The organism is Pseudonocardia sp. TRM90224, from assembly GCF_021245725.1.
Taxonomy (GTDB): domain Bacteria; phylum Actinomycetota; class Actinomycetes; order Mycobacteriales; family Pseudonocardiaceae; genus Pseudonocardia.
On record NZ_JAJGSX010000008.1, the window covers coordinates 34,184 to 60,319 of the forward strand.

General features: G+C 70.5%; 19 protein-coding genes. 10 read left to right on the forward strand and 9 right to left on the reverse strand.

Annotated features, from left to right (window positions below):
• Positions 1–4: 4 nt before the first annotated feature.
• The 4 genes from LL648_RS14930 to LL648_RS14945 all read left to right on the forward strand — a co-directional run bounded on the left by LL648_RS14930 (position 5) and on the right by LL648_RS14945 (position 5,271).
• Positions 5–1,312 carry a M16 family metallopeptidase gene (locus LL648_RS14930; protein WP_232663144.1) on the forward strand — a complete coding sequence of 436 codons (1,308 nt, stop codon included), beginning with the start codon at positions 5–7 and terminating at the stop codon, positions 1,310–1,312.
• Positions 1,309–2,661 carry a M16 family metallopeptidase gene (locus tag LL648_RS14935; RefSeq protein ID WP_232663145.1) on the forward strand — a complete coding sequence of 451 codons (1,353 nt, stop codon included), beginning with the start codon at positions 1,309–1,311 and terminating at the stop codon, positions 2,659–2,661. Before LL648_RS14930 ends, LL648_RS14935 begins: the two co-directional genes overlap by 4 nt.
• A 437-nt stretch (positions 2,662–3,098) precedes the next feature.
• Entirely contained in the window at positions 3,099–4,217 is a 1,119-nt protein-coding gene (locus LL648_RS14940; RefSeq protein WP_232663146.1) for a BTAD domain-containing putative transcriptional regulator, read from the forward strand.
• A gap of 292 nt (positions 4,218–4,509) precedes the next feature.
• Positions 4,510–5,271, forward strand: coding sequence for an AfsR/SARP family transcriptional regulator (locus LL648_RS14945; protein WP_232663147.1), 762 nt, complete (start codon positions 4,510–4,512; stop codon positions 5,269–5,271).
• Positions 5,272–5,862: 591 nt separating this feature from the next.
• Here the strand turns inward: LL648_RS14945 and LL648_RS14950 are convergent.
• Positions 5,863–7,017, reverse strand: a complete 1,155-nt coding sequence (locus LL648_RS14950) for an epoxide hydrolase family protein (RefSeq protein ID WP_232663148.1) — start codon at positions 7,015–7,017, stop codon at positions 5,863–5,865.
• 89 nt (positions 7,018–7,106) lie between these two features.
• Between LL648_RS14950 and LL648_RS14955 the strand changes: the two genes are divergently transcribed.
• The gene (locus LL648_RS14955) at positions 7,107–7,682 is read left to right on the forward strand and encodes a CGNR zinc finger domain-containing protein (protein ID WP_232663149.1); all 576 of its coding nucleotides are present in this window, start codon (positions 7,107–7,109) and stop codon (positions 7,680–7,682) included.
• A 3-nt stretch (positions 7,683–7,685) separates the two neighbouring features.
• Here LL648_RS14955 and LL648_RS45210 read toward each other — a convergent pair whose 3' ends face one another.
• The 5 genes from LL648_RS45210 to LL648_RS14980 form a co-directional block, all read right to left on the reverse strand.
• Entirely contained in the window at positions 7,686–9,380 is a 1,695-nt protein-coding gene (locus tag LL648_RS45210; protein WP_232663150.1) for an acetylserotonin O-methyltransferase, read from the reverse strand.
• 182 nt (positions 9,381–9,562) lie between these two features.
• The gene (locus LL648_RS14965; protein WP_232663151.1) at positions 9,563–9,907 is read right to left on the reverse strand and encodes a VOC family protein; all 345 of its coding nucleotides are present in this window, start codon (positions 9,905–9,907) and stop codon (positions 9,563–9,565) included.
• A gap of 63 nt (positions 9,908–9,970) precedes the next feature.
• Positions 9,971–14,986 carry a DNA repair ATPase gene (locus LL648_RS14970; RefSeq protein ID WP_232663152.1) on the reverse strand — a complete coding sequence of 1,672 codons (5,016 nt, stop codon included), beginning with the start codon at positions 14,984–14,986 and terminating at the stop codon, positions 9,971–9,973.
• Between the two features lie 8 nt (positions 14,987–14,994).
• Positions 14,995–17,016: a flotillin family protein gene (locus LL648_RS14975; RefSeq protein ID WP_232663153.1), complete on the reverse strand. Its 2,022-nt coding sequence runs from the start codon at positions 17,014–17,016 to the stop codon at positions 14,995–14,997.
• A 31-nt stretch (positions 17,017–17,047) separates the two neighbouring features.
• Entirely contained in the window at positions 17,048–17,692 is a 645-nt protein-coding gene (locus LL648_RS14980; protein ID WP_232663154.1) for a hypothetical protein, read from the reverse strand.
• A gap of 206 nt (positions 17,693–17,898) precedes the next feature.
• Between LL648_RS14980 and LL648_RS14985 the strand changes: the two genes are divergently transcribed.
• Positions 17,899–18,816 (forward strand): hypothetical protein, encoded by a 918-nt coding sequence (locus LL648_RS14985; protein WP_232663155.1) that lies wholly within the window; start codon positions 17,899–17,901, stop codon positions 18,814–18,816.
• Here LL648_RS14985 and LL648_RS14990 read toward each other — a convergent pair.
• Entirely contained in the window at positions 18,774–19,253 is a 480-nt protein-coding gene (locus LL648_RS14990; RefSeq protein ID WP_232663156.1) for a nuclear transport factor 2 family protein, read from the reverse strand. The two genes, LL648_RS14985 and LL648_RS14990, sit on opposite strands and share 43 nt — an antisense overlap.
• Before the next feature lie 104 nt (positions 19,254–19,357).
• Here LL648_RS14990 and LL648_RS14995 point away from each other — a divergent pair, with 104 nt between their 5' ends.
• On the forward strand, positions 19,358–19,834 hold the full coding sequence (locus tag LL648_RS14995; RefSeq protein WP_232663157.1) for a MarR family winged helix-turn-helix transcriptional regulator: 477 nt from the start codon (positions 19,358–19,360) through the stop codon (positions 19,832–19,834).
• Here the strand turns inward: LL648_RS14995 and LL648_RS15000 are convergent.
• Positions 19,831–20,172 (reverse strand): hypothetical protein, encoded by a 342-nt coding sequence (locus LL648_RS15000; RefSeq protein ID WP_232663158.1) that lies wholly within the window; start codon positions 20,170–20,172, stop codon positions 19,831–19,833. The genes LL648_RS14995 and LL648_RS15000 overlap by 4 nt on opposite strands.
• Positions 20,173–20,391: 219 nt before the next feature.
• Entirely contained in the window at positions 20,392–21,162 is a 771-nt protein-coding gene (locus LL648_RS15005; protein ID WP_232663159.1) for a TetR/AcrR family transcriptional regulator, read from the reverse strand.
• A 63-nt stretch (positions 21,163–21,225) separates the two neighbouring features.
• On the opposite strand from LL648_RS15005, the gene LL648_RS15010 reads away from it, so the two are divergent.
• The 3 genes from LL648_RS15010 to LL648_RS15020 are packed head-to-tail and all read left to right on the forward strand — an operon-like array spanning position 21,226 to position 26,098.
• Positions 21,226–22,659: an MFS transporter gene (locus tag LL648_RS15010; RefSeq protein ID WP_232663160.1), complete on the forward strand. Its 1,434-nt coding sequence runs from the start codon at positions 21,226–21,228 to the stop codon at positions 22,657–22,659.
• Entirely contained in the window at positions 22,656–24,386 is a 1,731-nt protein-coding gene (locus LL648_RS15015) for an ABC transporter ATP-binding protein (protein WP_232663161.1), read from the forward strand. The genes LL648_RS15010 and LL648_RS15015 overlap by 4 nt, the downstream gene beginning before the upstream one ends.
• On the forward strand, positions 24,383–26,098 hold the full coding sequence (locus LL648_RS15020; RefSeq protein WP_232663162.1) for an ABC transporter ATP-binding protein: 1,716 nt from the start codon (positions 24,383–24,385) through the stop codon (positions 26,096–26,098). Before LL648_RS15015 ends, LL648_RS15020 begins: the two co-directional genes overlap by 4 nt.
• Positions 26,099–26,136: the final 38 nt, after the last annotated feature.

Genomic DNA, 26,136 nt, shown 5'->3' on the forward strand with positions numbered 1-26,136 from the left:
GGAGATGGATGTGCTGTCCGGAGCGCTCGAGGCCGATGTGCCGACCGGGGTGGAGCGAGCAACGCTGGCCAACGGGCTGAGGGTCGTGGTCCTGCCCGGCCCGCCGTCTTCCGCGGTCGGGCTCGCACTCCACTACGACGTCGGGACGCGCAACGAGGTGCCGAGCCGCACGGGGTTCGCGCACCTGTTCGAGCACCTGATGTTCCAGGGCACCGAACGGGTCGGCCAGCGTGAGTTCGCCTACGCCGTGGAGTCGGCCGGCGGCAGCTACAACGGGAGCACCGCGTCCGACTACACGAGCTACCACGTCGTCATGCCGGCCAGCGGGCTGGAACGGGGGCTGTTCCTGCTCGCCGACCAGATGGCCGGCCCGATGCTGACCGAGCAGAACCTGGCCAACCAGATCGACGTGGTGAAGGAAGAGGTGCTCGGCAAGATCCTCGACGTGCCGCTCGGCGGCTTCCCCACGTTCGAGATGCCGGGCGCCCTGTTCTCCAGTTTCCCCAATGCGCACAACGGTTTCGGCTCGTTCGGGGATCTCGACGCCGCGACGCTCGCGGATGCGGCGCAGTTCTTCGAAACCCACTACGCACCGGCCAACGCCGTTCTGTGCATCGCCGGCGCGGCGGACCGTGGCAGGGCGTTCGGATTGGCCGAGCGCCATTTCGGCCCGCTACCGGCGCGACCGGCACCGCAGCGGCCCGATCTCGACGAACCACGCCCGGCGGCGGAACGCCGGGTCGTCCGGACCGATCGGCGCTCGCCGGTGGACGCGGTCGGGGTCGGCTGGCGCGTCCCCGACCCGGCCGATCTCGCCGAGTACCTGCCGTACGTGCTGCTCGCGGACATGCTCGGGGACGGCCCGACGTCGCGCCTGCACCGGCGGCTCGTCGAGTCGTCCGGGGCCGCCATCCATGTCGGCTGCCGGACCGAGCTGCTGGGGGGCACGTTCATGACCCGCCACCCCTCCGCGTTCGTCGTCGACGCGTTGGTCGCCTCCGGATCCCGGCCCGACGACGTGGTGGCGCTGATCGAGGACGAGCTCACCCGGATCGCCGAGGAGGGCTGCTCCGACGGCGAGCTCGCCCGGCTGATCAGGTGGGGCACGGTCAAGAACCTCTCCCAGCAGGGGTCGCCGCTGGAGCTGGCGTTCTCGGCCGCGGGCCACGAGATCGTGCACGGCAGGGCGGAGCTGGGATCCGAGCTGCCGTGGTTGCTCGAGGGCGTATCGGGAGAGGACCTCCGGGTTGCCGCGGCGTCGTTGGCCGCTCGGCGCGACGCCACCGTGGTGATCGAGGGGAGCAAATCGTGAACGCCGACCTGCTGGTGCCGCCGCTGGAGAGCGAGGCGGAGCTGCCGGGGATCGTGACCGCGACACACCGGACCGGGTACGGGCTCACGGTGCTCGCGTGCCAGATGCGATCGCCGTTGACGCAGGTCAGGCTGCGGGTGCCGTGGGCCGACCTGGACGCGGACGAGTTCGCCACGGCGACCGTGCTCGGCCGGACGCTGCTCGCGGGAACCTTCACCCGCAGTGGTCGGCGACTCGCGGAGGACCTGCAGACGCTCGGGGCAAAGGTCGAGGTCGCCGTCGAGGGCGAACACCTGCTCGTCGCGGCAGCGTGCGTCCCGTCCGGGCTCGACGAGCTGCTGGCGACCCTCGCCGAGGTGCTCTCGTCAGCGGCGCACCCGGCCACCGACGTGCTGCGCGAGCGGCGCCACCTGGCCTACGAGGTGGACGTCGCGATGGCGCGACCGGACACCGCAGCCCATGTCGTGGCCTTGCGCCACCGGTTCGGCGGAGATCCCTACTCCAACGTGCTGGCCGCGCCCGAGGCGCTGCGCGAGGTGACGGCGCCGCACCTGCACACGCTCCAGCGGGAACGGCTCGCGTGGACCCGCGCGAGCCTCGTCGTGCTCTGCTCCGCACCCAGCGAAGCCACCCTCGACGTCGCGCTGCGCCACTTCGAGGAGCTCCCGGTCGCCGGGGCGGCACAGCGGTCGACCCCGCTCGTGAGCGAGGCAGCACCCGCGGCGCTGCTCGTGCCGCGCGAAGGGGCCATGCAGGCCACGTTGGTCGTGATGACCCGCGCGGTGCGTCGGCCGGACCCGCTGTACGCCGCAGCCGAGCTGGCCAACCTCGGGTTCGGCGGGTACTTCTCGTCGCGCCTGGTGTCGGTGCTCCGCGAGGAGAGGGGCTATTCCTACGCCCCGTCGAGCCGGCTGGTGTCGGTGCCGCGGGCCGCGTACACGCTGACGACGGCATCGGTGTCGGCCGCTGTTGCCGCGGACGCTCTGGAGGTCGTGCTCGAGGAGTTCGGACGGCTCCGATCGGCCCCGTTCGACCGCGCCGAGCTGGCGGCCGTGCGGGCGTTCGCGGTGGGCAGCATGGCCATGCGGTTCGCCCGCAGCAGCGCGCTGGCTCCCGAGCTCTCGGCGGTCCTGGCAGAGTGCCTGCCACCGCAATGGCTGGCGGAGCACTACGCGAGGTTGCGGGAGGCGACGCCCGACCAGCTCCGGGATGTGGTCGACACCGTGCTCGACCCCGCCGGAACGACCGTCGTGGTGGCGGGTGACCCCGATGTCATCGGTTCGCGGCTGCACGCGACGCAGCCCGTGGTGACGGTGCCTACCTCGACGAGCAGGAACCGGTGGCCGTGATGCCGCAACGAGCGGCAAGAATCTTCAAGATCCTGTCAACCTGACGGACCCCCCTGCGCAACTAACAGTCACTCACGCGGCTAGGCGTGGGGTGGGGTCGTGGCGGGGGCCAGGTGGACGAGCAGCGCGATTCGTACGGTCCGGCTCGGGTGCGGTTGCAGCCCACCGTGCCCTGCGTACCGCCGCTCGCACGGGTCTGCCTACCGTCGCGGTCGAAAACGTATTCGCCGGCTCGGCCGAAAACGTCGGAGCAGATCGGAGAATTCGTTTCCGAATCGACCGACTAACCATTCCTGAAAGAAGTCGCCAACCGACCTCGGCGGAGACCGCGAGGTCGGGATCGACGATGCCAGAAAGGCACTACCAGTTCCGGTTTCAGATCTCAAGGTTTTCTCAAGATCGGCTGTGAGTCGTTCTGCACTCGCCGGTCGGTAGCTATGCTGCTGATGCTGCCAGTCGCGGATCACCACCTGTCGTCATTCTTGAAATCGCTGGTGAGATCGCGCCGTGCTCAAGATCGACAGCTTCGGGGGAGGCTTCACGTGAACGGTAGAAGCAGCTGGCTCGGTGAGCTCGTTCGAGGTCGCAGGCGCGATCTGGATCTGCAGCAAGCGGTATTGGCCGATCGGGCCGGGCTGTCGCTGAGAGGTCTGCGCGACATCGAGGCGGGGCGCGTGAGCCGCCCCCGGGCGGAATCGATGCGACGGCTGGCGGAGGCGCTCATGCTGCAGCCCGATCAATTCGTCGAAGCGGTGGATGACGCACTTCTCCCGACCGGCGCCGAACTTCGCATCACGGCACTCGGCCCATTGTTGGTCCGATTCGGCGACGTGGATGCGCGGATCGGGTCCGAGCACCAGCGTCTGCTGCTGGGGTTGCTGGTGCTGAACGCGAACCACGTCGTCTCGCTCGACGAGATCGTCGAGCACCTGTGGACCCAGGGTCCGCCGACCACGTATCGAGCAATGCTCCAGACCCACCTCGCGCGACTTCGTCGGCTGCTGGGCGGTCCCGCCGGCGAGGTACGCATCACGTGGGCGGGGTCCGGGTACGTGCTGGAGGCCGGACCGGCGCAACTCGACGTGTTGGAGTTCGACGAGCGCGTCCTCAACGGGACGGCCGCGTGGCTCGCAGGCAACCGCGGCCGGGCGATGAGCGAGCTCGGCAGCGCGCTCGACCTGTGGCACGGGCCGGCGATCGCCGGTGTCGGCGGCCTGCTCGACAACCACCCGTCGGCCATCGCGTTGAGCCGTCGACGTGCGGCGATCTGCGTGACATACGCCGAGGTGGCCATGGCTGCGGGCGACCACCGGGAGGCAGCGCGTCGGTTGCGCGCCGTGGCGCACGCGGACCCCTTCGACGAGGTGGTGCACGAGCTGCTGATGCGCGCACTCGCCGGTGCGGGGCGCCGGGCGGAGGCTCTTGCCGTGTTCACGGACCTGCGCGACCAGATGGTGGAGCAGCTCGGCATCGAGCCTGGTGAGCAGCTGCGACAGGCCTACATGGACGTGCTGGCCGACACCGGCCCGCACAGGTCGGTCGCCATCGCGTCGTAGCAGCGCCGGCCGCATTCCCGGCAACGGATCGCGCGTCCGTGAACGTGTCAGACGACGTATCGGTTCACCCGTTGAGACCAGCGTTTCGCCGTGGTGTCGTGCGTCACATACTGGTAGACAGAGATCGACGGGTACTCCGGATGGCCGCATCAGTGCACGACTACATGGAGTGGCTGTCCGAATCTGTGGCTCGACATCGGGGGGTGCCATGGTCTGTCGAACATTTCGGGACGGTCCTCGTCGACGGTTGCGCCACGGTCCCGGTGCTCGGACCGAGCACTAGGACGATGGGATGGAGTTCCGACTTCTGGGTCCCGTCGAAGTGGCCACGAAGGAAACGGTTTCCGGTGCGCTCGAACCCAAGCCCAGGACTCTGCTTGCGTTGCTGATGTGCAACGCCGGGGTCAGCGTGTCGGTGGGCGACATCACTATGTCGGTGTGGGGAGAGTGGGCGCCGGCCAGCCGACAGTCCGTCTATGTCTGTGTCTCGCAATTGCGCAGAATGCTGGGGCAGGTGGCCGGTGATGCCCACATTGCGCGACAGATGTTGTTGCGATCCGCCGGCGGCTACGCCCTCGATGTGGACAGGACGGCGGTGGACCTGTTCGTCGTCGAAGACATCGTGGCGCGCGGCCGGTCGTTCGCCAGATCCGGCGAGCTGGAGGCGAGCGTGGCGGCGTTCAGCGAGGCACTGTCCCTGTGGCGCGGCACCGCACTGGGCGGGACACAGGGCGATTGGGCGGCGGGCAAGCGCACCTCGCTGGAGAACTTCCGCTTGACCGTGCTGGAGGAGCGGATCGAGTCCCAGCTGGCGATGGGGCGAAGCCACGAGCTCCTGGACGAGCTGACAGCGCTCGTCGATGGCGCTCCACTGCGCGAACGGTTGCGCGGGCAGTTGATGATCGCCCTCGGTCAGGTCGGGCGGCGGGTGGAGGCATTGGACCGCTATCACGACGGCCGGCGCCTGCTCGGCCGGTCCGGCGTCGGTCCCGGCGCCGCGCTGCGCGCGGTGTACCAGCGGCTGCTGGAGATGGATCCGACGGCTTCGGGATGAGGTAGGCGGCCACCCGCGCACGTGGCGCCGCACTGTTAGGGTCTGGTCGGCCATCTGACCAAACCCTGCTCCCCCGGCATGGAGAGATATGAGAATCGTCGCAGCAGCCGCCGACCACCTGCTCCAGAGGTTCGTGCCCGTCGCCTCCGCCGCGGCAGCAGAGTGCACGTGGGGCCCCTGGAACCCCCGAGTGTGCTACTGCTCGGGAGGCAAGAGCTACTACCAGTCCTGCCGGACCTGCTTCACCGGCACAGAGCTCCGGATGCAATGCACGCCGTGCAAAACGGATGGCTCGCCCTGCATGTGACAGCAACCCATCAGCCGGCGGCCAGCACCGCAGCTGTTGATCGTGATCATGTCTCGGGTCGGGTTCTGCAGTGTCGACAACGACGTTTTGGCTGTTGTTAGCGCTCACAAACCGCCAGAACGTCGTTGTCGACGGTCTTCCCGGCGGTGCGCGGGTGACGGGCACGCCGGTTGGGTGACCTCGCAGACCTCGTGGTGTCCTCGCAGAGGTTGTGCGGTCTGCGACGACACAGCTGGGTCTGCGCGGTGCGAGAATCCGTCCTTAGACGGCAGGAAATACGCTCTTCACCCAACCCGGCGGCCTAGCACGGCCGCAAGGCCATCCTGCAGGTCCTTGACGAAGTAGCCGGGCACTTCCAGCGACGGGAAGTGTCCCCCGGCCTCAGGGGCCTGCCAACGGACGATCTGCCGGTACCGCTGCTGCGCCCAAGGACGCGGGCACTTCTCGATGTCGCGGGGATAGATGCTGATGGCGGCCGGGACGTCGACCCGGAGGTCGGGGTCGAGGGAGTTGTGGCTCTCGTAGTAGATGCGGGCTGCCGATGCACCGCTCCGCGTCAGCCAGTACAGGGTGACGTCGTCGAGGATCCGGTCCCTGGAGATCGTCTCGAACGGGCTGTCCTCGGTGTCGGTCCACTCGGCGAACTTGTCGAGGATCCAGGCGAGGAGCCCGACCGGTGAGTCGACGAGCGAGTACCCGATGGTCTGCGGCCGGGTCGCCTGCTGCTTCGCGTACGCCTCGCGGTGGCGCCAGAAATGGCGGGTCTGCTCGGTCCACTCGCGCTCGGCCGGCGTCAGCCCGTCCGTCGACAACCCGGGCGGCGCCTGCGCCAACGTCGTGTGGATGCCGAGGACGTGCGCCGGGAACCTGCTCCCGAGGATCGTGGTGATCACACCTCCCCAGTCGCCGCCGTGGGCCACGAACCTGCCGTAGCCGAGCTCGCCCATCAGCTCCACCCACGCAGCCGCGATCTTCTCGGTTCCCCACCCGGTGGTCGCCGGCTTGTCGCTGTAGCCGAAGCCCGGCAACGACGGGACCACCACGTGGAACGCCGGCGCGTCGGCGTCCTCCGGATCCGCCAGCTCGTCGACGACGTCGACGAACTCCGCGACGCTGCCCGGCCAACCGTGCGTCAAGATCAGCGGAGTCGCGTCCGCGCGCGCCGATCGGCGGTGCAGGAAGTGGATCCCCAAACCGTCGATGGTCGTGCGGAACTGGCCGATCTCGTCGAGGCGCGCTTCGAACGTCCGCCAGTCGTACCCGGTGCGCCAGTGGTCCACGAGATCGACGAGGTCGGCGAGCGGGACGCCCTGATCCCATCGGCGCGGGTCGGGCGCAGCGCGGTGAACCGTTTCGGCTTCCGGTAGCCGCGCGGCGTCCAGTCGTGCGCGCAGATCGTCGAGTTCGGAGTCGGTTGCGTGGGCTTCGAATGCCTGCATGTCGCTGGTCGCCTCCCTGTGGTTGTGGAACCAGCTAAGACGGTTCTAACAGGCGTCGCTGCCGGTGCGCAACCTGCTAAGGTGGTTCCGTGCACGTCAAGCCACCCGACTTCCGGCTCGGCAGCGTGCTGGCGACCAGCTTCACCGCGACTCTCACGGAGCGCCGTGGCGACGCCGTGGAGCGCATCCCCACGCCGCAGCGGCTCGTCGACTGGCTGGCGGTGAGCGGCCTCGCCGTCGAGTCCTGCACCACCGCCCAGCTCGAACTCGCTCGGGAGCTGCGGGAGGCGATCCACGCAGCCGCGACAGCAGCCGCGACCCACAACCCGCTCCCTGCGACCGCTGTCCAGGTCATCAACGACCGCAGCGCTCAGGGTGGAGCCGCCGCCGTCCTGACGCCCGAGAACACCCGGCAATGGCTGCTCAGCTCGGCATCCCCCGTGGAAGACGCGCTAGGTGTGATCGCCGCCGACGCGATCAGCATCATCGCGGGGGAACGCGACGGAAAGCTGGCCCTCTGTGCGTCGCCGACCTGCCGGGCCGCCTTCTTCGACACCAGTCAGAGCCGCAGCCGCAAGTGGTGCGACATGAACACGTGCGGGAACCGGCAGAAGAAGGCGCGCTTCAACGCCAACCAGCGCAGAACTCGCAGCGCAGCGCCGTAGCGATCAAGCCTTGACCGCGCGCAGCGCCACAGCTTCCAGCGCCAGCTCTTTCCGGTCGACGAGGTCGAAGCCCGCCTCCGCGAGCAGCGCGCGGTAGTGGCTCTCCGTGCGCTCCCGACCGCCGACGTTGCAGAGCATGTGGACGTCCCACGCGGCAGCGAGCGAATCGGAGTCGTCCTCGGGCAGCAGTCGCTCCACGACGAGCAAGGTGGCGTGCGCGGGCATCGACTCCGCGCACCTGCGCAGGATTGTCAGGCAGGTGGTGTCGTCCCAGTCGTGCAGCACACGGGAGAGGACGTAGACGTCGCCGCCGGGCGGCACCGTCTCGGTGAAGTCGCCCGCGACCAGCGTGCACCGGTCCGCGCAGCCGGCGTCGTCCGTCGTGGACCGCGCCGCGTCGAGGACGTGCTCGCGTTCGAGCAGGACCCCCCGCAGGTGCGGGTGCGCCTGAAGGATCTTGCCCAGCAGCACACCGTTGCCGCCCGCGACGTCGACGACAACCCGCGCCGCCGAGAAGTCGAGCGCCGTGGCCAGCTCGCCGAACATCGCCGCGCTCGCCGCCATGCCCCGGTCGAACATGTCGGCCCGCTCCGGGTCGGCCGCGAAGTACGGGAAGTGGTGCGCGCCGAAGACCCGTTCGAACGACTCCCGACCGGTGCGCACGGCCTCGTCGAGCCGACCGAACGACTCGTAGAACGCTCCGCCGTAGAGCAGCGCCAGCGGGTGCAGCGAGCCGGCGACGTCACTGCGCAGCAGCGCCCCGATTTCGGTGAGCCCGAATCCTGGCCCCGACCTGCGGACGACGCCGAGGGTCGCCAGGTAGCGCAGCAGCCGCGCGAGGCTGTCCGCATCGGCGCCGGTGGCGAGGGCGAGCCGATCGACCGTGCCGACGCCAGCCGCGAGGCGGTCCGGCAGCCGCAGCTCGGCGGCAACCTTGATCGCCTGGGTCGCCCACGCGCCGGTCATCAGCCGCAGCAGCTGCTCCGGCGCTCGTTGCGGGCGCCCGACGTGCTCGGCCAGCGCCTCGGGGAAGTGCCCCCGGCTGATCAGCTCGAGCCTGCGGTGCGCCGGATCGGCCCCGGACGCCCCGCGGAAATACAGGACGGTCGCATCCTCGTGGACGTTGTAACCGCCGCCGTCCACGCTCATCCGGCCGCGCCGGGTCAGCAGGTGGCTCAACCCGTCGAGCACCACGGAATCGGGTTCGACGACCTCCAGCGCGAGGTGCGACTCGTGGTTCTCCGCCTGCTCGTCCACCGCGATCCACGCCAGCTCCGGCGGGGTGATCAGGGCGAAGATCTCGATCGAGCACGGCCTGCCGTTGCGGTCGCGCACCGCGGCGTGCGCGATCACCACGTCGAGGTCGGCGAGCCCGTACCGCTCGCACAACCGGCCGCGCACGACGACGCTCGGGTTCACGCGTTCGATCCGGAGACCGAGTGCCGCGACGCCCTCGTGCAGCTCCCCGATCGAACCGGGGAACACCAGCAGCGCGGCGTGGTTCAACCGGCTGTGCGCAGCGAGCGACGCCCGCTCGGTAGGGCTGAGCGCGGGCAGTGCTGCGGCGACGACCGAACCGGTGTCGTTCGTGCTGATCAGTTCGACGGCGGCGCGCACGCGTGCGGCGTCGGCGGCTGACAGGCCGGCGCTGCCGGTGGACGTAGGGTCGGGTGCGATGCCGGTGGATGTGACGTTCACGAACGCTCCCTGGGATCCGGAGGCGCACGTGGTCGCGGCGGCGCCGCCGCGGATCCTTGCATTCTTGCAAGCTTTCAGCAATCAGCTCTCTTACCAGTCAACGCAGCGTGATTCGATGAAAACTCTGAGTGTCTGGAATATAACTGAACAGACGCCCTACCATCGGATAGGTTTCGATACCGTCATATCGTCGGAGCCTCCGCGAGCGAGAGGCTGTTCCCGTCCGGGTCGAGCACGACGACGTGCCGGACGCCGTTTCCGTAGGTCTCGACCGGTTCATGGCCGATGCCGTTCGCGGCCAGGCGGGCCAGGATCCCGTCGAGGTCGGTCACGCCCAGCGTGATCATGGCCCGCCCGACCGCTTCCGCTCGCACGTCCCGGTCGTCCACGACGACCCACGCGTTCTCACCGACCTGCCAGAGGTACTCGTCACCGATGACCTCGTCCGCCCGTTTGCCGAAGAACGCCTCGAACCACACCACCGCCGCGGCCCGGTTGCTCACTGCCATCACGCTGTACAGATCCACGTCCACCCACTCCTCTCGGCCATCTCGGACGTTTCGACGTCCTCCCCGGACGGAACTCATCGGTCAAGCACGCGGCTCGCTGAGCCGGGCCGCGGCGTCGGAGATCGCATCCTGCACCGCGGCCACCCGATCGGCGAGCAGGCCGACGGCGCCGACCGCACGTCCGACCGGGTCGTCGCCGCTCCCCCCGAGCGCCGCGGCGCGCAGGAACCCGGCTTTGACCTCGTCCCACCGCTGCGCCTGCTCCGGGGTCAGCCGCCCGCGGAGCTCGGCCAGCTTCAACAGGTTCGCCTCCGCGTCGGAGGTCAGGGTCTGCGCCTCGCCGCGGTAGTGGTCGTCGACGAGCGCGTCCAGCTCGGCGTCGTTCATCACCGGGACGATGCGGGCGGCCAGCTTGTTCATGTTCCGGTAGGAGCCCTGCAGCCGGAACGGCGGCTCGGTGCGGGAGGAGTCGGCCTGCGCGGCCGAGGCGATGTAGGCCTCGTTGACGGTGAGGACGATCCGCTGCACTCGCCGCAGCTTCCGCAGGACCGCGAGCACCTGCTGCAGCTCGACGGCCGAGAGCGGGTGCGCGAGCTGGTCGGGCCGTGCGCCCGGGTCGTCGTCCGCCATCCGGACGAGCAGCTCGACGTCGTGACGATCGGCGCTGGACAGCGGTGCCAGCACGGGGTTCGAGGTCAGAGCGTTCTCCACGTAGCTGAGCGCGAACAGCTCGTCCTTCCCCGAGAGCACGTCGCCGAGGTTCCACACGTCGGCCCGGTTGGCCAGCATGTCGGGGATCCGGAACCGGTGGCCGTGCTCTGTGTAGGGGTTGCCGGCCATGCACACCGCGAAGCGCTTGCCACGCAGGTCGTAGGTCCGGGTGCCACCGCCCCACACCCCCTCCATCCGTCGCTGCGCGTCGCACAGCGAGATGAACTTCTGCAGCAGCTCCGGCGAGGTGTGCTGGATGTCGTCGAGGTAGAGAAGCACGTTGTTGCCCATCTCGAGCGCGAAGGAGATCTTCTCGACCTCCTGGCGCGCGGTCGCGTTCGGCGCCTCGGCGGGGTCGAGCGAGGTCACCCCGTGCCCCAGGGCGGGGCCGTTGACCTTGACGAACACCATGCCGAGCCGGTTGGCGACGTACTCCATCAGCGTCGTCTTGCCGTAGCCGGGCGGTGAGATGAGCAGCAGCAGACCCATCTGATCGGTGCGCTTGTCCGCACCGGCCGCACCGAGTTGTTTGGCGAGGTTGTCGCCGATCAGCGGCAGGTACACCTCATCGAGGAGCTTGTTGCGGACGAACGCGCTCATCACGCTCGGGGTGAGCTCGTTGAGCCGCAGCTCGCGGCGCCGCTCCCGCACGAGCTCGCTGCGCTGCCGGACGTACTCGCGGAAGGCCGGGACCTGCTCCCCGCGGAACCGGCGAACCCTTGTGAGCAGCTCGTCGAGGCGGACGGGCAGGGTGCGTCCGGTGATCGTCGGGTGCGTTCCGAGCATCCCGGTGACCGTCACGGACAGCGCAGCCGACGAGTCGTGGCGCGGTAGGTCGGTGCCGCAGAGCTCGATCGCGATCGCTTCGGGCACATCGGCCGCGACGTCGGCGGGGATGCGGTCGGCCGCTTTCGCCGCGAACGCGGTGAGCCAGGCCGTGACCAGCTGGTGTCGCGCGGCCAGGTCGCCGTCGAGGCCGCGGAGATCCGCGTCGAAGTCGGTCGAGCCGGGGCCTGCCAGCGCGCGTCGGAACCGATCGAGCAGGGTGCGGGCCCCGGCACCGGTCACGAAGCCCACTGGTGTGCACGCCAGCTCCTCGAACAGGTATTCGCCGGCGAGCGCCGAGTCGACGGCGAGCTGGCCCAGCCCGACGCCGCGGAGGAAGTCGCCGATGCCCGCGGCGAGCTCGTTCCCCATCGCGCCGACCGCATCCGACATCCCGAAGGTGATGCGGGCCCTGGCCAGTGAGCCCGCTCTCGTCGTCCACGCCGCGCGCGCCGCGGCGTCGGCGCCGAACACCCAGAACAGCTGGGCAGCAGCACGGGCACCCGGCGGGTAGCGCAGCAACCCGGCTCCCGCGTGCAGACGCAACAGCGCGTCCAGGATCAGCGCAGCGTCGTGGTCGTGCACGCCGCGCTGGTAGCCCTCGTCGTAGCGCTGCGCGGCGGCCGCGCGGACAGCCGTGAGCAGACCGTTCTCCACGACGGCCGCCTCGTGCAGCGCGTCGAGCGGGCCGGCCTCCAGCATCGACGCCGCGAGGAACTCGGCTCGGTACACGCCGGCCGACTCGGAGACGAGGTGCTGGTCCCAGAGGTGCCGAGTGGACTGGAACGCCCCGTCCCGCACCGGTTCGCGGTAGTCCGTGCCGGTGATCGTGAACGCCATCTCGAGCGCGCCACCGGTCGTGTGCGGCACCACCGTGAGGTCGACCGGCTGGGTGCTGACCGCGAACCGGTGGCGGCCGAGCCGGATCGTGTCGCCCGCATCGCCGTAGAGGTCGATGCGGTCGCGCAGCGCGCGCCCGGCCTCCTGGCGAGCCGCCTTGACCCGGCCCTCCAGCTCCTCGGCCCGGACCTGGTCGCCGATCTCGCGCAGCTCGCCGGCGAGGCCGCGCAGCTTCGCCACCATCGGGTCGGCGGCGAAGTAGCTGTTCACCTCGTCGACGGAGGCCAGCCCGGCGATCCGTCGCGTCACGCTGGCGAGGATCCGATCCGCTGAATCGACCAGCCGGTCGGCGCGGCGGATCCGTTCGTCCTGCAACGCCTGCTTGCGCGCGGAGAACGCCTCGTAGAAGTCGGTGCGCCGCTCGGCGAGCTGCACGACGAAGTCGTCGAACTCGGCGAACCGCGATTCCAGATTCTCCACCTGCAGCAGCAGCCTGGCCAGCTGCTCGTCGCAGGCCGCCGGCGTGTCCGACGCCGCGATCGCACCCGTGACGGCCTGCCCGAGCAGGGCGATCTCGGCCGCGAACTCGGCCCGGCCCTCCGTCGCCAGCAGCTCGCGGCGGCGGCCGTCGAGGGTCGCGCGCGCCCGGTTGACCCCACCCAGGACCTCGCCGACGCGCTCCAGGATCTGGGTGCGCACGGTCGCATCGGCGATGTCGAGCGAGCCGATCACCTCCATGACGACCTGCAGCCCGTCGGCCTGCCTGGTCAGGCGCTCGCCGACAGGGCTGGCCTCCGCCACCGTCCGGATGGCCGCCGACGCGGAGATCAGCTCGTCGAGCTCGTCGTGGTAGGCCGCGAACGCATCGTGGGTGCGCAGGAACTCGACGGCCCGCCGCGCGGTCGCGCTCAGCTCCGTCTCCAGCTCGGTGACGAGCTGGTCGACCCGGTCGAGGTCGACGTAGCGCCGCCCGCGCAGGGTGATCAGCTGCCCCTGCGCCGCCCGAAGCTGCGCGAGCTGCGTGACCCAGCCCTGCGCGGTGCGCGGCGCTTCGCTGCGGCTGTGCCGCACCAGCACGGACAGCTGCGTGGTCGCCTCGTCGACCGCCGACGCGGCCTGCTCCGTGAGCGACTGCACCCCGGCGAACTCGTCGAGCACCGCCTCCGCGGTGGAGCGCAGGTCGGCCAGCGGCGTGCGCAGGTCGCCCAGCTCCGCGTCACCGAGCCAGTGGTACCCGTCGAAGATCCGCTGACAGGCCGCGATGATGCCCTCGAACACAGCGGCGGACGGCGCCATCTCCTCGACCATCCTGGCCACCGAGAGGCAGTCCGAGATGCCGCGGACGAGGTCGGCGTTGCCGACGCGGTGCAGCGGGCCGGTGCCGCTCGGTTGCCGTGCCGCGTAGGTGTCCGACAGGTACGGCGTCTGCCACACCTGCATCGGGTGCACCCTCGTCGGCTCCTCGGAGGCCGCCCGGAAGACGACCAGCGTGCCGTCGTCGAACAGCGAGTAGCCATGGCACGGGATCGGGGTCGCGACCTCTTTCCGGATCACGTTGTAGGGCAGCATCAGCGTCCGGCCCTCGGCGCGGTCGCGGAACACGTACAGCACGTCCTCGCCGTTGCCCGAGCGGATGACCTGCTCGAACTCCATGCCGCTCGCGTCGGCGTGGAACGTTTTCGCCGCACCGGTCACCAGGTAGTAGCCGCCGGGGAAGATGATGCCCTGGTCGTCCGGGAGCCGCTGGCACGCCCGCTCGATCCCGTCGAGCCTCGTCACCTCCTTGGTCCTGGTGTTGAACACGATGTGCCGCCATCGCGTCTCGTTGTACGGCTGGATCCGCAGCAGCAGCAACGGGCCGAGCCTCGCGTAGAGGACGGTGGCGTCGGCGAGGTTCTGCAGCGGCTCGTCGACCGGCTCGCTGTAGATGCCCTTGCCGGTCTCCGTGTTGTTCTCGATCTTCAGAGTGAGGTCGCCGTTGATGGTCTCGACGAACAGCTCGTCCTCGATCGAGATGTGCGGATGGCGGCCGAGGACGTGGTCGTCACGGGTCGTCGCGACCCATTCGAAGTCGTGTGCGGCCGGGTAGACGTGGTCACGCTCACCGCGGTTGTCGATGTAGGAGACCGCGCCGCCCGGGTCCACCTGCCAGCGCAGCACCCGGTCGTCCTCGGTGCGCCCGCTCGTCTGGAAGACCGCGAGCAGCTTGTCGCCGACCCGCCGCAGCTGACGCAACCGGGCGTCGCGGTAGTACCGGTACAGCTCCGCGAAGTCGCGCCGGAACCCCTCGTCGCGCAGCAGCCCTGGCAGCTCGGCACCGCCGCTGTCGTCGAACCGGAACGTGTTGCCGTCGCGGACGAACGTGTGCAGCGAGAAGACGTCGTCGACGGTCGTCTCCGGCTTCAACCCGATGAACACGTTGAACCCGAAGAGCATCACCCCGTCGGCGTGCCCGCCCGCGTCGGAGGCGAACACCACGTCGCGGGGAACGCAGTTGTTCTCGGTGCGGATCCGCTCGGTCCCGATCAGCCGCAGCTCGGTGCTGCCGAACGTCGCCAGCCGCTCGGCGTTCACCGCCTCCGACCGCCGCTTCAGGACCGCGGCCTGCGCCGCCAGCCGGCTGCGGAGCACCTCGTAGGTGCCGGCATCCAGCGCCGCCGCATCCGGTTGACGCGACGGCGCCGGCGACGACAGCGCGGTGGTCGTGCCCGTACTCGTCACCGGGCTGGTCACTGGGCGGGCTGGACGAACTCGACCGGCAGCGAGCCCACCGGCAGGTCGGCGATGCCCTGCTTCTTCGCCGTGTCGAGCAGGTGCCGGAGCGCGCCGATGTTCGGTCCACCCGACTTGATCATCTGGAGCAGCGCGGCCGAGAGCGTCATGTTCTTCACGTCCTCGGTGTCCAGCGACCCGAGCACGCGGGTGATGTCGTCGGTGAAACTCGCTGAGCCGTTCAGCCACGGGGCGGCGAGCGCCTGCGCAACCTGCGAGTTGTCCACGAACCCGTCAACGGCCTTGCCTAGCGAGATGGACCCGATCAGCCGGTCGAAGAACGCCGTGTCGCCGCCGACGATATCGATGTCGGCCGCTTCGAGCCCGGCGGAGAGCACCGCGGCCTGCGCCTCGGCGACCACCCGCTGCGCGTCGATGCCGGCCAGCCGCAGCTCCTTCTCCATCTCCAACCGCAAGCGGTACTCCTCGTGGCCGCGCGACGCGTCGTCGAGCGCGGCCATCGCGGCCGCCTTCTCGACCAGGCCCTCGGCCTCACCCTTCAACCGCTCCCGCACGGCATCCGCAGCGACCAGCGCCTTCTCCCGCTCGACGGCCGCCTCCGCGCGACCGACCTTCTCGACCGCCTCCGCGCTGCGCTCGCGCACCTGAACGTCGGCGAGCCCCGCGGCGGCGGCCTCGGCCTGCCGCCCCTCGGCGAGCCGGATCTTCGCGCGGGTGTCGAGCTCGGCCGCCTGCTGTCGGGCCTCGGCCAGCAGCAGCTCCTCGCGGGCCTTGAACTTGGCGGCGGCCTCTGCCGCCTCTGCCGCCTTGATGTCCTTGACCAGGCCTTCCTGTGCTTCGGCCTCCGCCTGGATGACGATCGACTGGCGCTTGCGCTCCGCCTCCTCGACGGTGCGCAGCCGCTTGATGTTCTCCTCCTGCTCGGCGACCGTCTTCTCCACCATGATCCGCTCACGGGTCGCCTCGACGACGGCCCGCCGCTCGGTCTCGAGCTCCCGGTCCTTGGAGATGCGCGACAGCCCCGTCTCCCGCTCCATGGCGATCACTTCGAGCAGGCGGTCCTTCTCGATGCGCTCGGTCTCGATGGCGATGACCCGTTCGCGGTTCTTCTCCGCGACCGCGATCTCCCGGTTCCGGTTCTCGTTCTGGATCGAGAGCTGCTCGTCGGTGCGCAGGTGCGCGCTCTGTGCCTTCAGCCGCTCCTCGGCCTGCACCTTGGCCGTCTCGGCCTCCTCCCGCGCCCGCACGGTGTCGACCTCGCGGCGCTGCTTGCTCTCGGCGTCGGCCCTGCGGCGTTCCAGCTCGAGGATCGCCTCCCGCGCGTCGACGTCCTGGCGGGTGATCTCCTTCTCCTCGTTGCGCTGGAACTCGTTGGTGCGCACGTGCTCGATCGCGGTCAGCTCGGTGATCTTGCGGATGCCCTGCGCGTCGAGGATGTTCGCCGGGTCGAGCTGCGCCATCGGGGTCTGCTCGAGGTAGTCGATCGCGGCGTCCTCGAGGCTGTACCCGTTCAGGTCGGTCCCGATCACCCGGATGATCCGGTCGCGGAACTCGTCGCGCTTCGTGTAGAGGTCGATGAACTCCAGCTGCTTCCCGACGGTCTTGAGCGCCTCGGAGAACTTCGCGTTGAACAGCACCTGCAGGGTGCTCTCGTCACTGGCCCGTGCGGTACCGATCGCCTGCGCGACCTTGATGACGTCCTCGACGGTCTTGTTGACACGGACGAAGAAGGTGATCCGGATATCGGCGCGGATGTTGTCCCGGCAGATCAAGCCGTCTTTGCCGGTTCGGCCGATCTCGATCGTCTTCACCGAGATGTCCATCGTCTCGGCCTTGTGCAGCACCGGCAGCACGATCGCCCCGGTGAACGTGACGTTCACGTTCTTCACCTTGGAGATGATGAGCGCCTTGCCCTGCTCGACCTTGCGGAACAACCGACTGATCATGAACAGCGTGCCGACCAGCACGACCAGCAGCACGCCGATCAGCACGATCAGCCCCGTCGATATCGTATTCATTCGGTACCCCCCTCAGGTCCGGCCGAACGGCTCAGACCGGATGCGCTTTCGCGGCGCCCCCGGCGCCGGTGATCGGGACGATCCAGAAGAACTCGCCGTCCTCGTCGTAGGAATAGATCGCGGCGAGGCTGCCGGCCGCGAAGGAGTCGGCGCCGGTCTGGCGGACCTGGACGATCGCGGTGGAACCGTCGGCCGCGGTGACCTCGGCCTGGCCGAAGTCGACGTCGACCCGGCCGGTGCGGATCACGCAGACGCGACCGACGAAGTCGGCCCGCGATGCGGGCCTGCCCTCTGCGAACACCCGCCGCAGCGGCCGCACCGCCAGCACCGTGCCCAGCCACCCGACGAGCACGGCGACCACCAGCGTGCCGACCCCCGCCGCGATCTTCGTTGCGTCGGTCGTGATGCCGTCGACCAGCGACGAAGCCGCCAGGCTCGCGAACCACGACAGCGCGACGAACACCGAGGCCGAAATCGTGGCGGGAATGCCGCCGAGCCCCAGGCTCGACAGCAGTCCGCCGAGCCCTGCCGCATCCGTCTCCAGCGCATCGGTTTCCAATGCGTCCGCATCGGTTCCGCCCAACGCGACGACCAACCAGAACCCGACCACGAGCACCAACGGCACACCGAACACGACGGTCGGGAAGCCGAAAGCGGTCGAGAGGAATTCCTGCATGGTCTGAACGGCTCTCCGATGGAGTTGCGGTGACGGCGACGGGACGAATCTCGCACGATCACTCCGGGAGGGGTCCCGACCAGGTGTGCTCCGCATTCACGACGAGCGCACAGCGCCATTCACGTTGATCGGGACCCACTATGAGGACGGTCACATTCGACTCCGATCGACCATCCGGAACCGCTGCCGCGCGGGTCATAGCGGACATGGACGATCCTTCGACCGGTAGGCGGGCAGCGGCCACATCACTCGCAGCGACGTACGCCGCCGTCGCGGCAGCGCTACTCGCCGGCGGGATCGCCCTGTTCCGAGCGGGCGAGGTCCGAGGCTTCGACGCCGTCGTGGTGGTCGGGCTGCTCGGGTTCGGCGCGCTCCGGCTCGGATTCGCCGCTGTCGGGACGTGGCGGGATCGCGAGTACGCCACCGACAACGCGGTGGGGGCCTTCTGGACGGGATGCTGGATCAGCGCGCTCGTCGGCGGGACGCTTCTGGTGCGGCATGTCGCCGTGCCCGTCGTCGATGGGAAGGGGATCGAGGGCGTCGCCGTCACCGGGACCGTGCTGTTCGGGGTCCTCTCCCTCGCGTGCCTGGGGCTCGCCCTGCTGGCGCTCCGGTTCGACGCCGGGCACCCGGTCGCCCGAACCCACCCCAAGCCCGAGCCCAAGCCCCGACCCCGGCCCCAACCCCGGGCCCGAGCCGGAACGGTTGATCCACGCCCGATCGACCCGGACCGTGGCCGGACACCCAGCGGCGCGATGCTCGCGCTGGCTGCGTCGTCCGACCTCGGCGCCTTCCGGTCGGCCACCCCTTCGCTCCACCGCGACTTCAGATGGCTCTCGGTGTTCGCGCTCGTCCTCGTCGCCGCGGCCGTCGCGGACGCCGTCGAAGGGGTCACGGCGGCAGTGGGTGACGTGCCCCCTTCGACGTGGCTGCGGGTGGCCGGCACGGCCGCGGTCGCGCTGGCAGCGGTGGTGGCCACTGTCTGGATCTGGCGTTCCACGCAGCGCTGGTCGGTCTTCCAGTTCGAGCGGGGGCGTATCGTCCGCACCTCCAGCGGACGCCTCGAGGTCGAGCCGGACGGTCAGCCGCCGGCAGCCACTCGCGCTCCGGCCGGCACCGGCTGAGTGCTCCAGATGCGGTTCACCTCGATCGAGTCGAGGCGCCAGCCCTGGTCGCCCCGGACGGCGCCGAAGCGATAGCGCTCGCCGAGCGTGAGCCGCCCGTCCGGTACGTCCTGGTCGTTGAGCGTGAGCCGCGAGTCCGGACCTTCGACCTCCGGGACGAACGTGACGATCAGGTTCGCGCCGGCCACCGCGCGGTCGCCGTCCAGGTCGACCAGCACGTCGCTGATGACGTGCTGGGTGCGCACCGTGTGGTTGCGGCGGGCCTGCGCGAGCACAGCGTCGATGCCGGCGGCGGCACCGCCAGGGGTTCGCACGGTGACGTCGGGCGCGAGGACGGCGTGCACCTCGCCGAATTCCTTGCTGTCGAGCATCAGGCCGAGCCGGGTGATCAGGTCCGCGATGGCGAGCCGGTCGCCGATCTGCTGGAGCAGGGTCATCACGAATCCTCAATTCGTTGAGAGAGCCAACGTTGGCTTGCCCAATGTAAGCACGATCGTTGGACACGTCAACGTTGGACGCCCCACATGTAGGGTGCGCTGCGATGGACGAATCGGGAGCGAGATCCGACTACGACCCGCCGGGTCGGCTGACGAGGCTGCCGAGCTGGCTCGTGGGGCAGGTCGCCGCGGCAGCCGGGCGGCTCGTCGCCGATGCGCTCGCAGCCGAAGGCCTTCGCAGGCAGCACTTCGCCGTGATCAGCGCGCTCGCCGAGCGCGGCGCCTCGAGCCAGGCGTCGCTGGGGCGGCGACTGCTCATCGACCGCAGCGACATGCACGCGCTGCTGGGCGACCTCGACGAGCGTGGACTCGTGGCGCGCGTGCGCGACGAGCAGGACCGCCGCCGGATGCTCGTCGAACTGACCTCCGAGGGCACCGCGCTCCTGACGAACCTCGATACCAGGATCGATGCCGCGCAGGACGCCCTCATGGCGCCGCTTTCGACCGAGGAGCGCAACACGCTCCAGGAGCTGCTCACGCGGGTGCTCGACCACCACCCGAGGCACGGTTCGAGCCGCTAGAACGACCGTCCCCACGCCGCACGGGTGGGCACGGCGATGCCAGGAAAGTGGCTGATCCGAAAAGGAGGTCGGGGACGGGCGGCTGGGTGGGCTGGTTCGAGGGTGACGTTGTCGGTGAAGTGCCCGGTGAACGCCTCTTCCAGGACGGTGATCTCAGGGCGCATCCGGCCGCGGGCCAGCTGTGCGAGCACCTTGGGGTTGCGCTGACCACTGATCAGCGCGCGCATCATCTCCCGGCCTGATACTCCGAAGATGTCGCTGGCCACGACCGAGAGTTTGATCTGGGCGTCTTCGAGCAGCTTCTCGGCTCGCTGTTTCTCCGCCGTCCGCGTCGTCATGAGATCTACTCGATAGCGGGTGGCGGCACGAAGCTGGCGCGCAGCATCTGCCGCTCGGCGAGCTTGCACAGCCATACGACGTCGAGTCTGTCGAGGTCGGCCGCATTGGGGTCGGGCGGGCTGCACGAAACGGCTCATCGAGCGCCACATGGAACCCTGTGACTGGTCTACAACGTTGCACGTCCGCCACAAGGTTCCATGTCGCGGACGGTGGCCGGGTCAGCGCGCACCCGCGTTCTCCGCCGCCGCCTGCGCGAACAGCCCGTCGACGAGCGCCCGCAGCCCCTGTGGGTAGGAGTTGCGCGCAGAGATGGGGCCCCACTCGTCGCCGATGGCCGCCAGGTGCGGTTGCTGGGCCGGGTCGAGGGCGTTCATGGACGGGTCGGGGCTGCTGAAGATGGTGTCGCGGCCGGCGGGCCGGCTGCCGTCCGCGCGACGGCGGCCCGAGTTGGCCCGGACCAGGATCTCGCCGACGGTGTAGAACCAGAAGCTGCGGAAGAGGACGACGGCCTGTTCCTGCGTGCAGCCGCCCTCGATCGCCGCGGCCACGATCGTCTCGACCAGCCAGAGCGCCGAATCGCCGACGCGGCTGAGGAAGCCGTCGGTGGTGAGTACCTCGGCCGCCCACGGCCAGGCTGCGAGGGCGTCGTGCACCGCGACGCCCACGACGACGATGCGGTCGCGCGGGTCGGCGGGCAGCTGGGGGCGCGGGATCTGGTCGGTGAGGTCGTTGATCAGCTGGACGAGCAGGTCCTCGCGGTCGCGCACGTGGTGGTAGATCGTCATCGCCCCGACGCCGACCTCGGACGCCAGCCGGCGGATGGTCAGCTTCTCCCACCCGTCCCGGTCGATGATCCGGCGGGCCGCCTCGAGGATCTCCGCGCGGGACGTCCGCGGCGGCCGGCCGGTGCGGCCGGGCTGCGCTGGCGGATCGGGCGCTGGCGGATCGGGCGCTGCCGGAGCAGCGGGTGAGGTGTTGGCGCGGGACACCACCTCATCGTCCCCCAACGATCGCGCTCGACAAGCGGGCGGTCGCGGCGCTACTTTTCATACATGTACCAAAACTCCGCACCGCGGCCGGGGCAGACGCTCGCCGTGGTGGCTGTCGTGCAGTTCATGGTGTCGCTGGACCTGTCGGTCGTGAACGTCGGACTTCCCGAGATCGCGGCCGGCCTCGGCTTCAGCGCGGCCGGCCTGACCTGGGTGATCCACGCCTACGCCCTCACCTTCGGCGGGCTGCTCCTGCTCGGCGGCAAGGCCGCCGACCGCTACGGCCGCAAGCGCGTGCTGCTGCTCGGGCTCGGGCTGTTCGGGCTCGCATCGCTCCTCGGCGGCTTCGCCACCGATCCTGCCCAGCTGATCGCCGCACGCGCCGCGCAAGGCGTCGGCGCGGCGATGCTGGCCCCGGCCGCGCTGGCCCTGCTCGCCTCGACGTTCCCGAGCGGCAAGGCCCGCGTGAAGGCCTTCGGCATCTGGAGCGCGACGAACGCCGCCGGTGGCGCGTTCGGCGTGCTGGTCGGCGGCCTGCTGACCCAGTACGCCGGCTGGCGCTGGGTGATGTTCGTGAGCGTGCCGATGGCCGCCGTTGCGCTGGCGCTGGCCTGGCGTGGCGTGGCGGACACCGCTCCCCCGGTCCGCGACGGCCGCCCCGACGTCCTCGGCGCCGTGCTGGCCACGGCCGGCATGACGTTGCTGGTGTTCGGAGTCGTGCGCACCGACCAGTACGGCTGGGCGTCGCCGATCACCGTCACGACGCTGGCCGTCGCTGTGGGGCTCTTGGCCGCGTTCGTCCTCGTCGAGCGGGGCACCACCCGCGACCCGCTCGTGCGGCTCGGGCTGCTCGCGAACCGGTCCGTCCTCGGCGCGAACCTCTTCAACCTGCTGGTCGGCGCCGCCATGGCCTCGGCGTTCTACTTCGTCTCCCTCTACCTGCAGCGGGTGGTGGGCGCCGGGCCCGCGCTGGCCGGGGTGCAGCTGCTCCCGTTCGCGTTCGGTGTCATCGCCGGCGCCGTGATCGCCGTGAAGCTCGGCTACCGGGTGGCGCCGCGGACGCTGCTGGCCGCGGGCGGGCTGCTGACCGCGACGGGGTTCGCCTGGTTCGGCCTGATCGGCCCCGATGGCACGTTCGTCGCCGACGTGCTGGCGCCCTCGATCATCGCCAGCGTCGGGTTCGGGCTCTGCCTCGGCCCGCTCGTGTCCGTCGCCACCACGGGCGTCGCCGCCCACGAGAGCGGCACGGCGTCGGGCCTGCTCAACAGCACCCGCCAGATCGGCGCCTCGCTCGGCCTCGCCGCGCTGGGTACCGCGGCCGCACACCGCGCCGGACCTGCAGCGACCGTCGAAAGCCTGAGCGCCGGCTACGCGCTCGGGCTGAGCCTCTGCGCGGCGCTGCTGCTGGCCGCCGTCGTGGTCGCGCTGACCGTCCTGCGCCGCGCGGACGTGCCGGCATCGCTCGAACCGAGCGCGCCAGGACGGAGCGGCACGTGAACGCGTTGCTGCGCGCCCACCTCGGGAGCTTCACCGCTGTTGTGGTCCTGCAGGTGATCGGTGCCGTTGCCGGGCTGCCGCCGCTGCTGGCCGTCGTCGAGCTGGGACGCACCCTGCTCTCGCCCGACCCGGTCGACCACGGCCGGATCTGGACCGTCGTGATCGTGGGCGCGATCGGCCTGCTCGTCCGGCTGCTGTTCACGGCGACGGCCGCCGGGATCGGGCACGTCCTCGACAGCACGGTGCAGCTGTCGTTCCGCAGGCAGCTGGCCGCGCAGCTCGGTCGGGTCCCGCTCGGCTGGTTCTCCCGACGCAGGACGGGCGAGCTGGCGAAGGTGGTCGGCGAGGACGTCAGCGCCGTGCACCCGTTCATCGCCCACGCCCCCGGCGAGCTCGTCTCCGCGTTCGTCGTGCCGGTGGTGTCGCTGGGCTACCTGCTCACCGTCGACTGGCGCCTCACGTTGATCACGCTGATCCCGGTGGTGCTGGCGGTGGCGCACGTCCCGTTGCTGATGACCCCGCGCCGCACGCGCGAGCAGCAGGACTTCGACGCGGCGATGGGCCGGATCGCGAGCTCCGTCGTCGAGTTCGTGCAGGGCATCGCGGTGGTCAAGGCGTTCGGCGGGGCGGGGCGGGCGCACCGCAGGTTCATCACCGCCGCCGACGAGTTCCTCGACACCTTCTACCGGTGGGTGCGTGGCGTCTCTGCCATCGCCGCCGGGATGCAGCTGGCGCTGGCGCCGCCCTTCGTGCTGCTGGTGGTGCTGATCGGCGGTGCGGCGCTCATCACGTCCGGCGGCATGGCACCGGCCGACCTGCTGCCGTTCCTGCTGCTCGGGCTCGGCCTGACGGCTCCGGTGGCGGCGCTCGGCCACGGCTTCGACGACCTGCAGGCCGCCGGACGCGCGGTCGGGCGCATCCAGGACGTCCTGGCGGTCCCGGCGCTGCCGGAACCCGCGCATCCGGTCGCGCCACGGGGGCACCGGGTGGAGCTGCGCGGCGTCCGGTTCGGCTACGAAGCCGACCACGAGGTGCTCAGGGGGATCGACCTGGTGCTGGAGCCGGGAACGGTCACCGCGGTCGTCGGTCCCTCGGGCAGCGGCAAGTCGACGCTGGTCCAGCTGCTGCCGCGGTTCTTCGACCCCACCCACGGCTCGGTCGTGCTCGGCGGCGTCGACGTCCGTGAGATCAGCGCGGGCGACCTCTACGACGCGGTCTCGTTCGTCTTCCAGGACGTCCGCCTGCTGCGCGCGTCGGTGGCCGACAACATCGCGCTGGCCGTGCCGCACGCCGAGCCCGACGACGTGGTCCGCACCGCCCGGCTGGCGAACATCCACGACCGGATCCTCGAGCTGCCCCGCGGGTACGACACGGTGCTCGGCGACGACGTCAAGCTCTCCGGCGGCGAGGCGCAGCGGATCGCGATCGCCCGTGCGCTGCTCGCCGCCACCCCCGTCCTGGTGCTCGACGAGGCGACCGCCTTCGCCGACCCGCACACCGAGCTGGCGGTGCGCCAGGCGCTGTCGACGCTGCAGGGCGACCGCGCTGATCGGACGGTGCTGGTCATCGCCCACCGCATGGAGACGGTCGTCGACGCCGACACCGTCGTGGTGCTGGAGAACGGGTCGGTCGTCGAGAGCGGCCGGCCGGCCGAGCTGCTCGCCCGGAACGGGGCGTTCGCCGCCTTCTGGCGGTCCAACCAAGCGATCGGAGCCGATCCCCGATGATCCGCATGCTGCTGCGCGTGCTGGGCCACGAGTACGCCGCGCCGATGCGGCGCACGGTGGCGTTGATGACCGTGACCGCGATCGCCGAGGGGCTGTCGTACGCCCTTCTGGTGCCCGTCCTGCGTGCGTTGTTCGGGAGCGCGCCGGCCGACGCCTGGCCGTGGCTCGTGGCGTTCGGGGCGGCGGTCGCGGGCTACGCGGTGCTGCGTTACGTCAGCGACCTGGCCGGCATGCGGGTCGGGACGACGCTGCTGCGCGGCATGTACCACCGGCTCGGCGATCACCTGGCCAGGCTGCCCATCGGCTGGTACACCGCCGGTCGGGTCGGCGAGGTGTCGGTGCTGGCCAGCCGCGGGCTGCTGGCGGCGATGGGCGTCGCGGCGCACCTGCTGGCCCCGTTCGTCGCGGCGCTCGTGACGCCGCTGACGATCGTCGCGGTGATGCTCGCGTTCAACTGGCAGATGGGGCTGGCGGCGTTGCTCGCCGCGCCGGTCGTCGCCGTGATCCAGGTCCGGACCGCACGCTCGACGGCGGCGGTCGACGCGGAAAGGCACCGGCGCGACCACGAGGCCACCGGCCGGGTCATCGAGTTCCTGCAGGCCCAGCCGGTGCTGCGGGCCGGCGGGCGCGCCGGCGAGCGCTTCGGGCTGCTCGACGACTCCCTGCAGGAGGTCGCGCGCGCGTCGCGCCGGCAGGTCGTCGCGGCGATCCCCGGCGCGCTGGGGCTGACGCTCACGGTGCAGGCCGCCTTCACCGGGCTGCTCGTGCTGGGCACGTACCTCGCGCTCGGCGGGACAATCGGTGTTGCGGAGACGTTGACGATCCTGGTGCTGGCCGCCCGCTGCGCCGACCCGCTGCTGTCGCTCTCGGACATCGGAGGCAAGCTGCGCGGCGCGAACTCCGAGCTGGTCAGGCTCGACGCGGTGCTGCGCACCGAGCCGCTGCCGGAGGCCGTCGACCCCGTCACACCACTCGGCAACGGCCTGGAGTTCGAGTCGGTCACCTTCCGCCACGGCGACCGCACGGTGTTCGACGGCGTCTCGCTCTCCGTGCCGGACGGGCAGCGGCTCGCCGTCGTCGGGCCGTCGGGTGCCGGCAAGAGCACGCTGCTGCAGCTGCTCGCGCGGTTCTACGACGTCGACGCCGGCGCGGTGCGGGTCGGCGGGGTGGACGTGCGCGTGATCAGCACCGAGGAACTCATGTCGCGGATGTCCATCGTGTTCCAGGACGTCTACCTGTTCGACGCGACGATCGAGGAGAACGTCCGCCTCGGCCGTCCGAGCGCCACCGACACCGAGGTGCGGGCGGCGGCGACCGCGGCACGGCTGGACGAGGTGGTCGCGCGGCTGCCCGGCGGGTGGACGACGAACGTCGGCGAGGGCGGCGCGCTGCTCTCGGGCGGCGAGCGGCAGCGGGTCTCGATCGCGCGGGCGCTGCTGAAGGACGCGCCCATCGTGCTGCTGGACGAGGTGACGTCCGCGCTCGACCCGGTGAACGAGGCCGCTGTGCACGACGGCATCGAGCGGCTGATGGCCGGCCGGACCGTCGTGATGGTGGCGCACCGGATGCGGACCGTCCGGCGGGCGGACCAGGTCGCCTTCGTCGACGGAGGTCGGGTCGTGGAGGCCGGCAGCCACGACGAGCTGCTGCGCCGCGGCGGCCGCTACGCCGAGTTCTGGGAGCTCTCGATGGCGACGGTGACTGGGGATTGACGCAACCTCCCCCGCCGGGGCCGGCACGCACGTGCGTT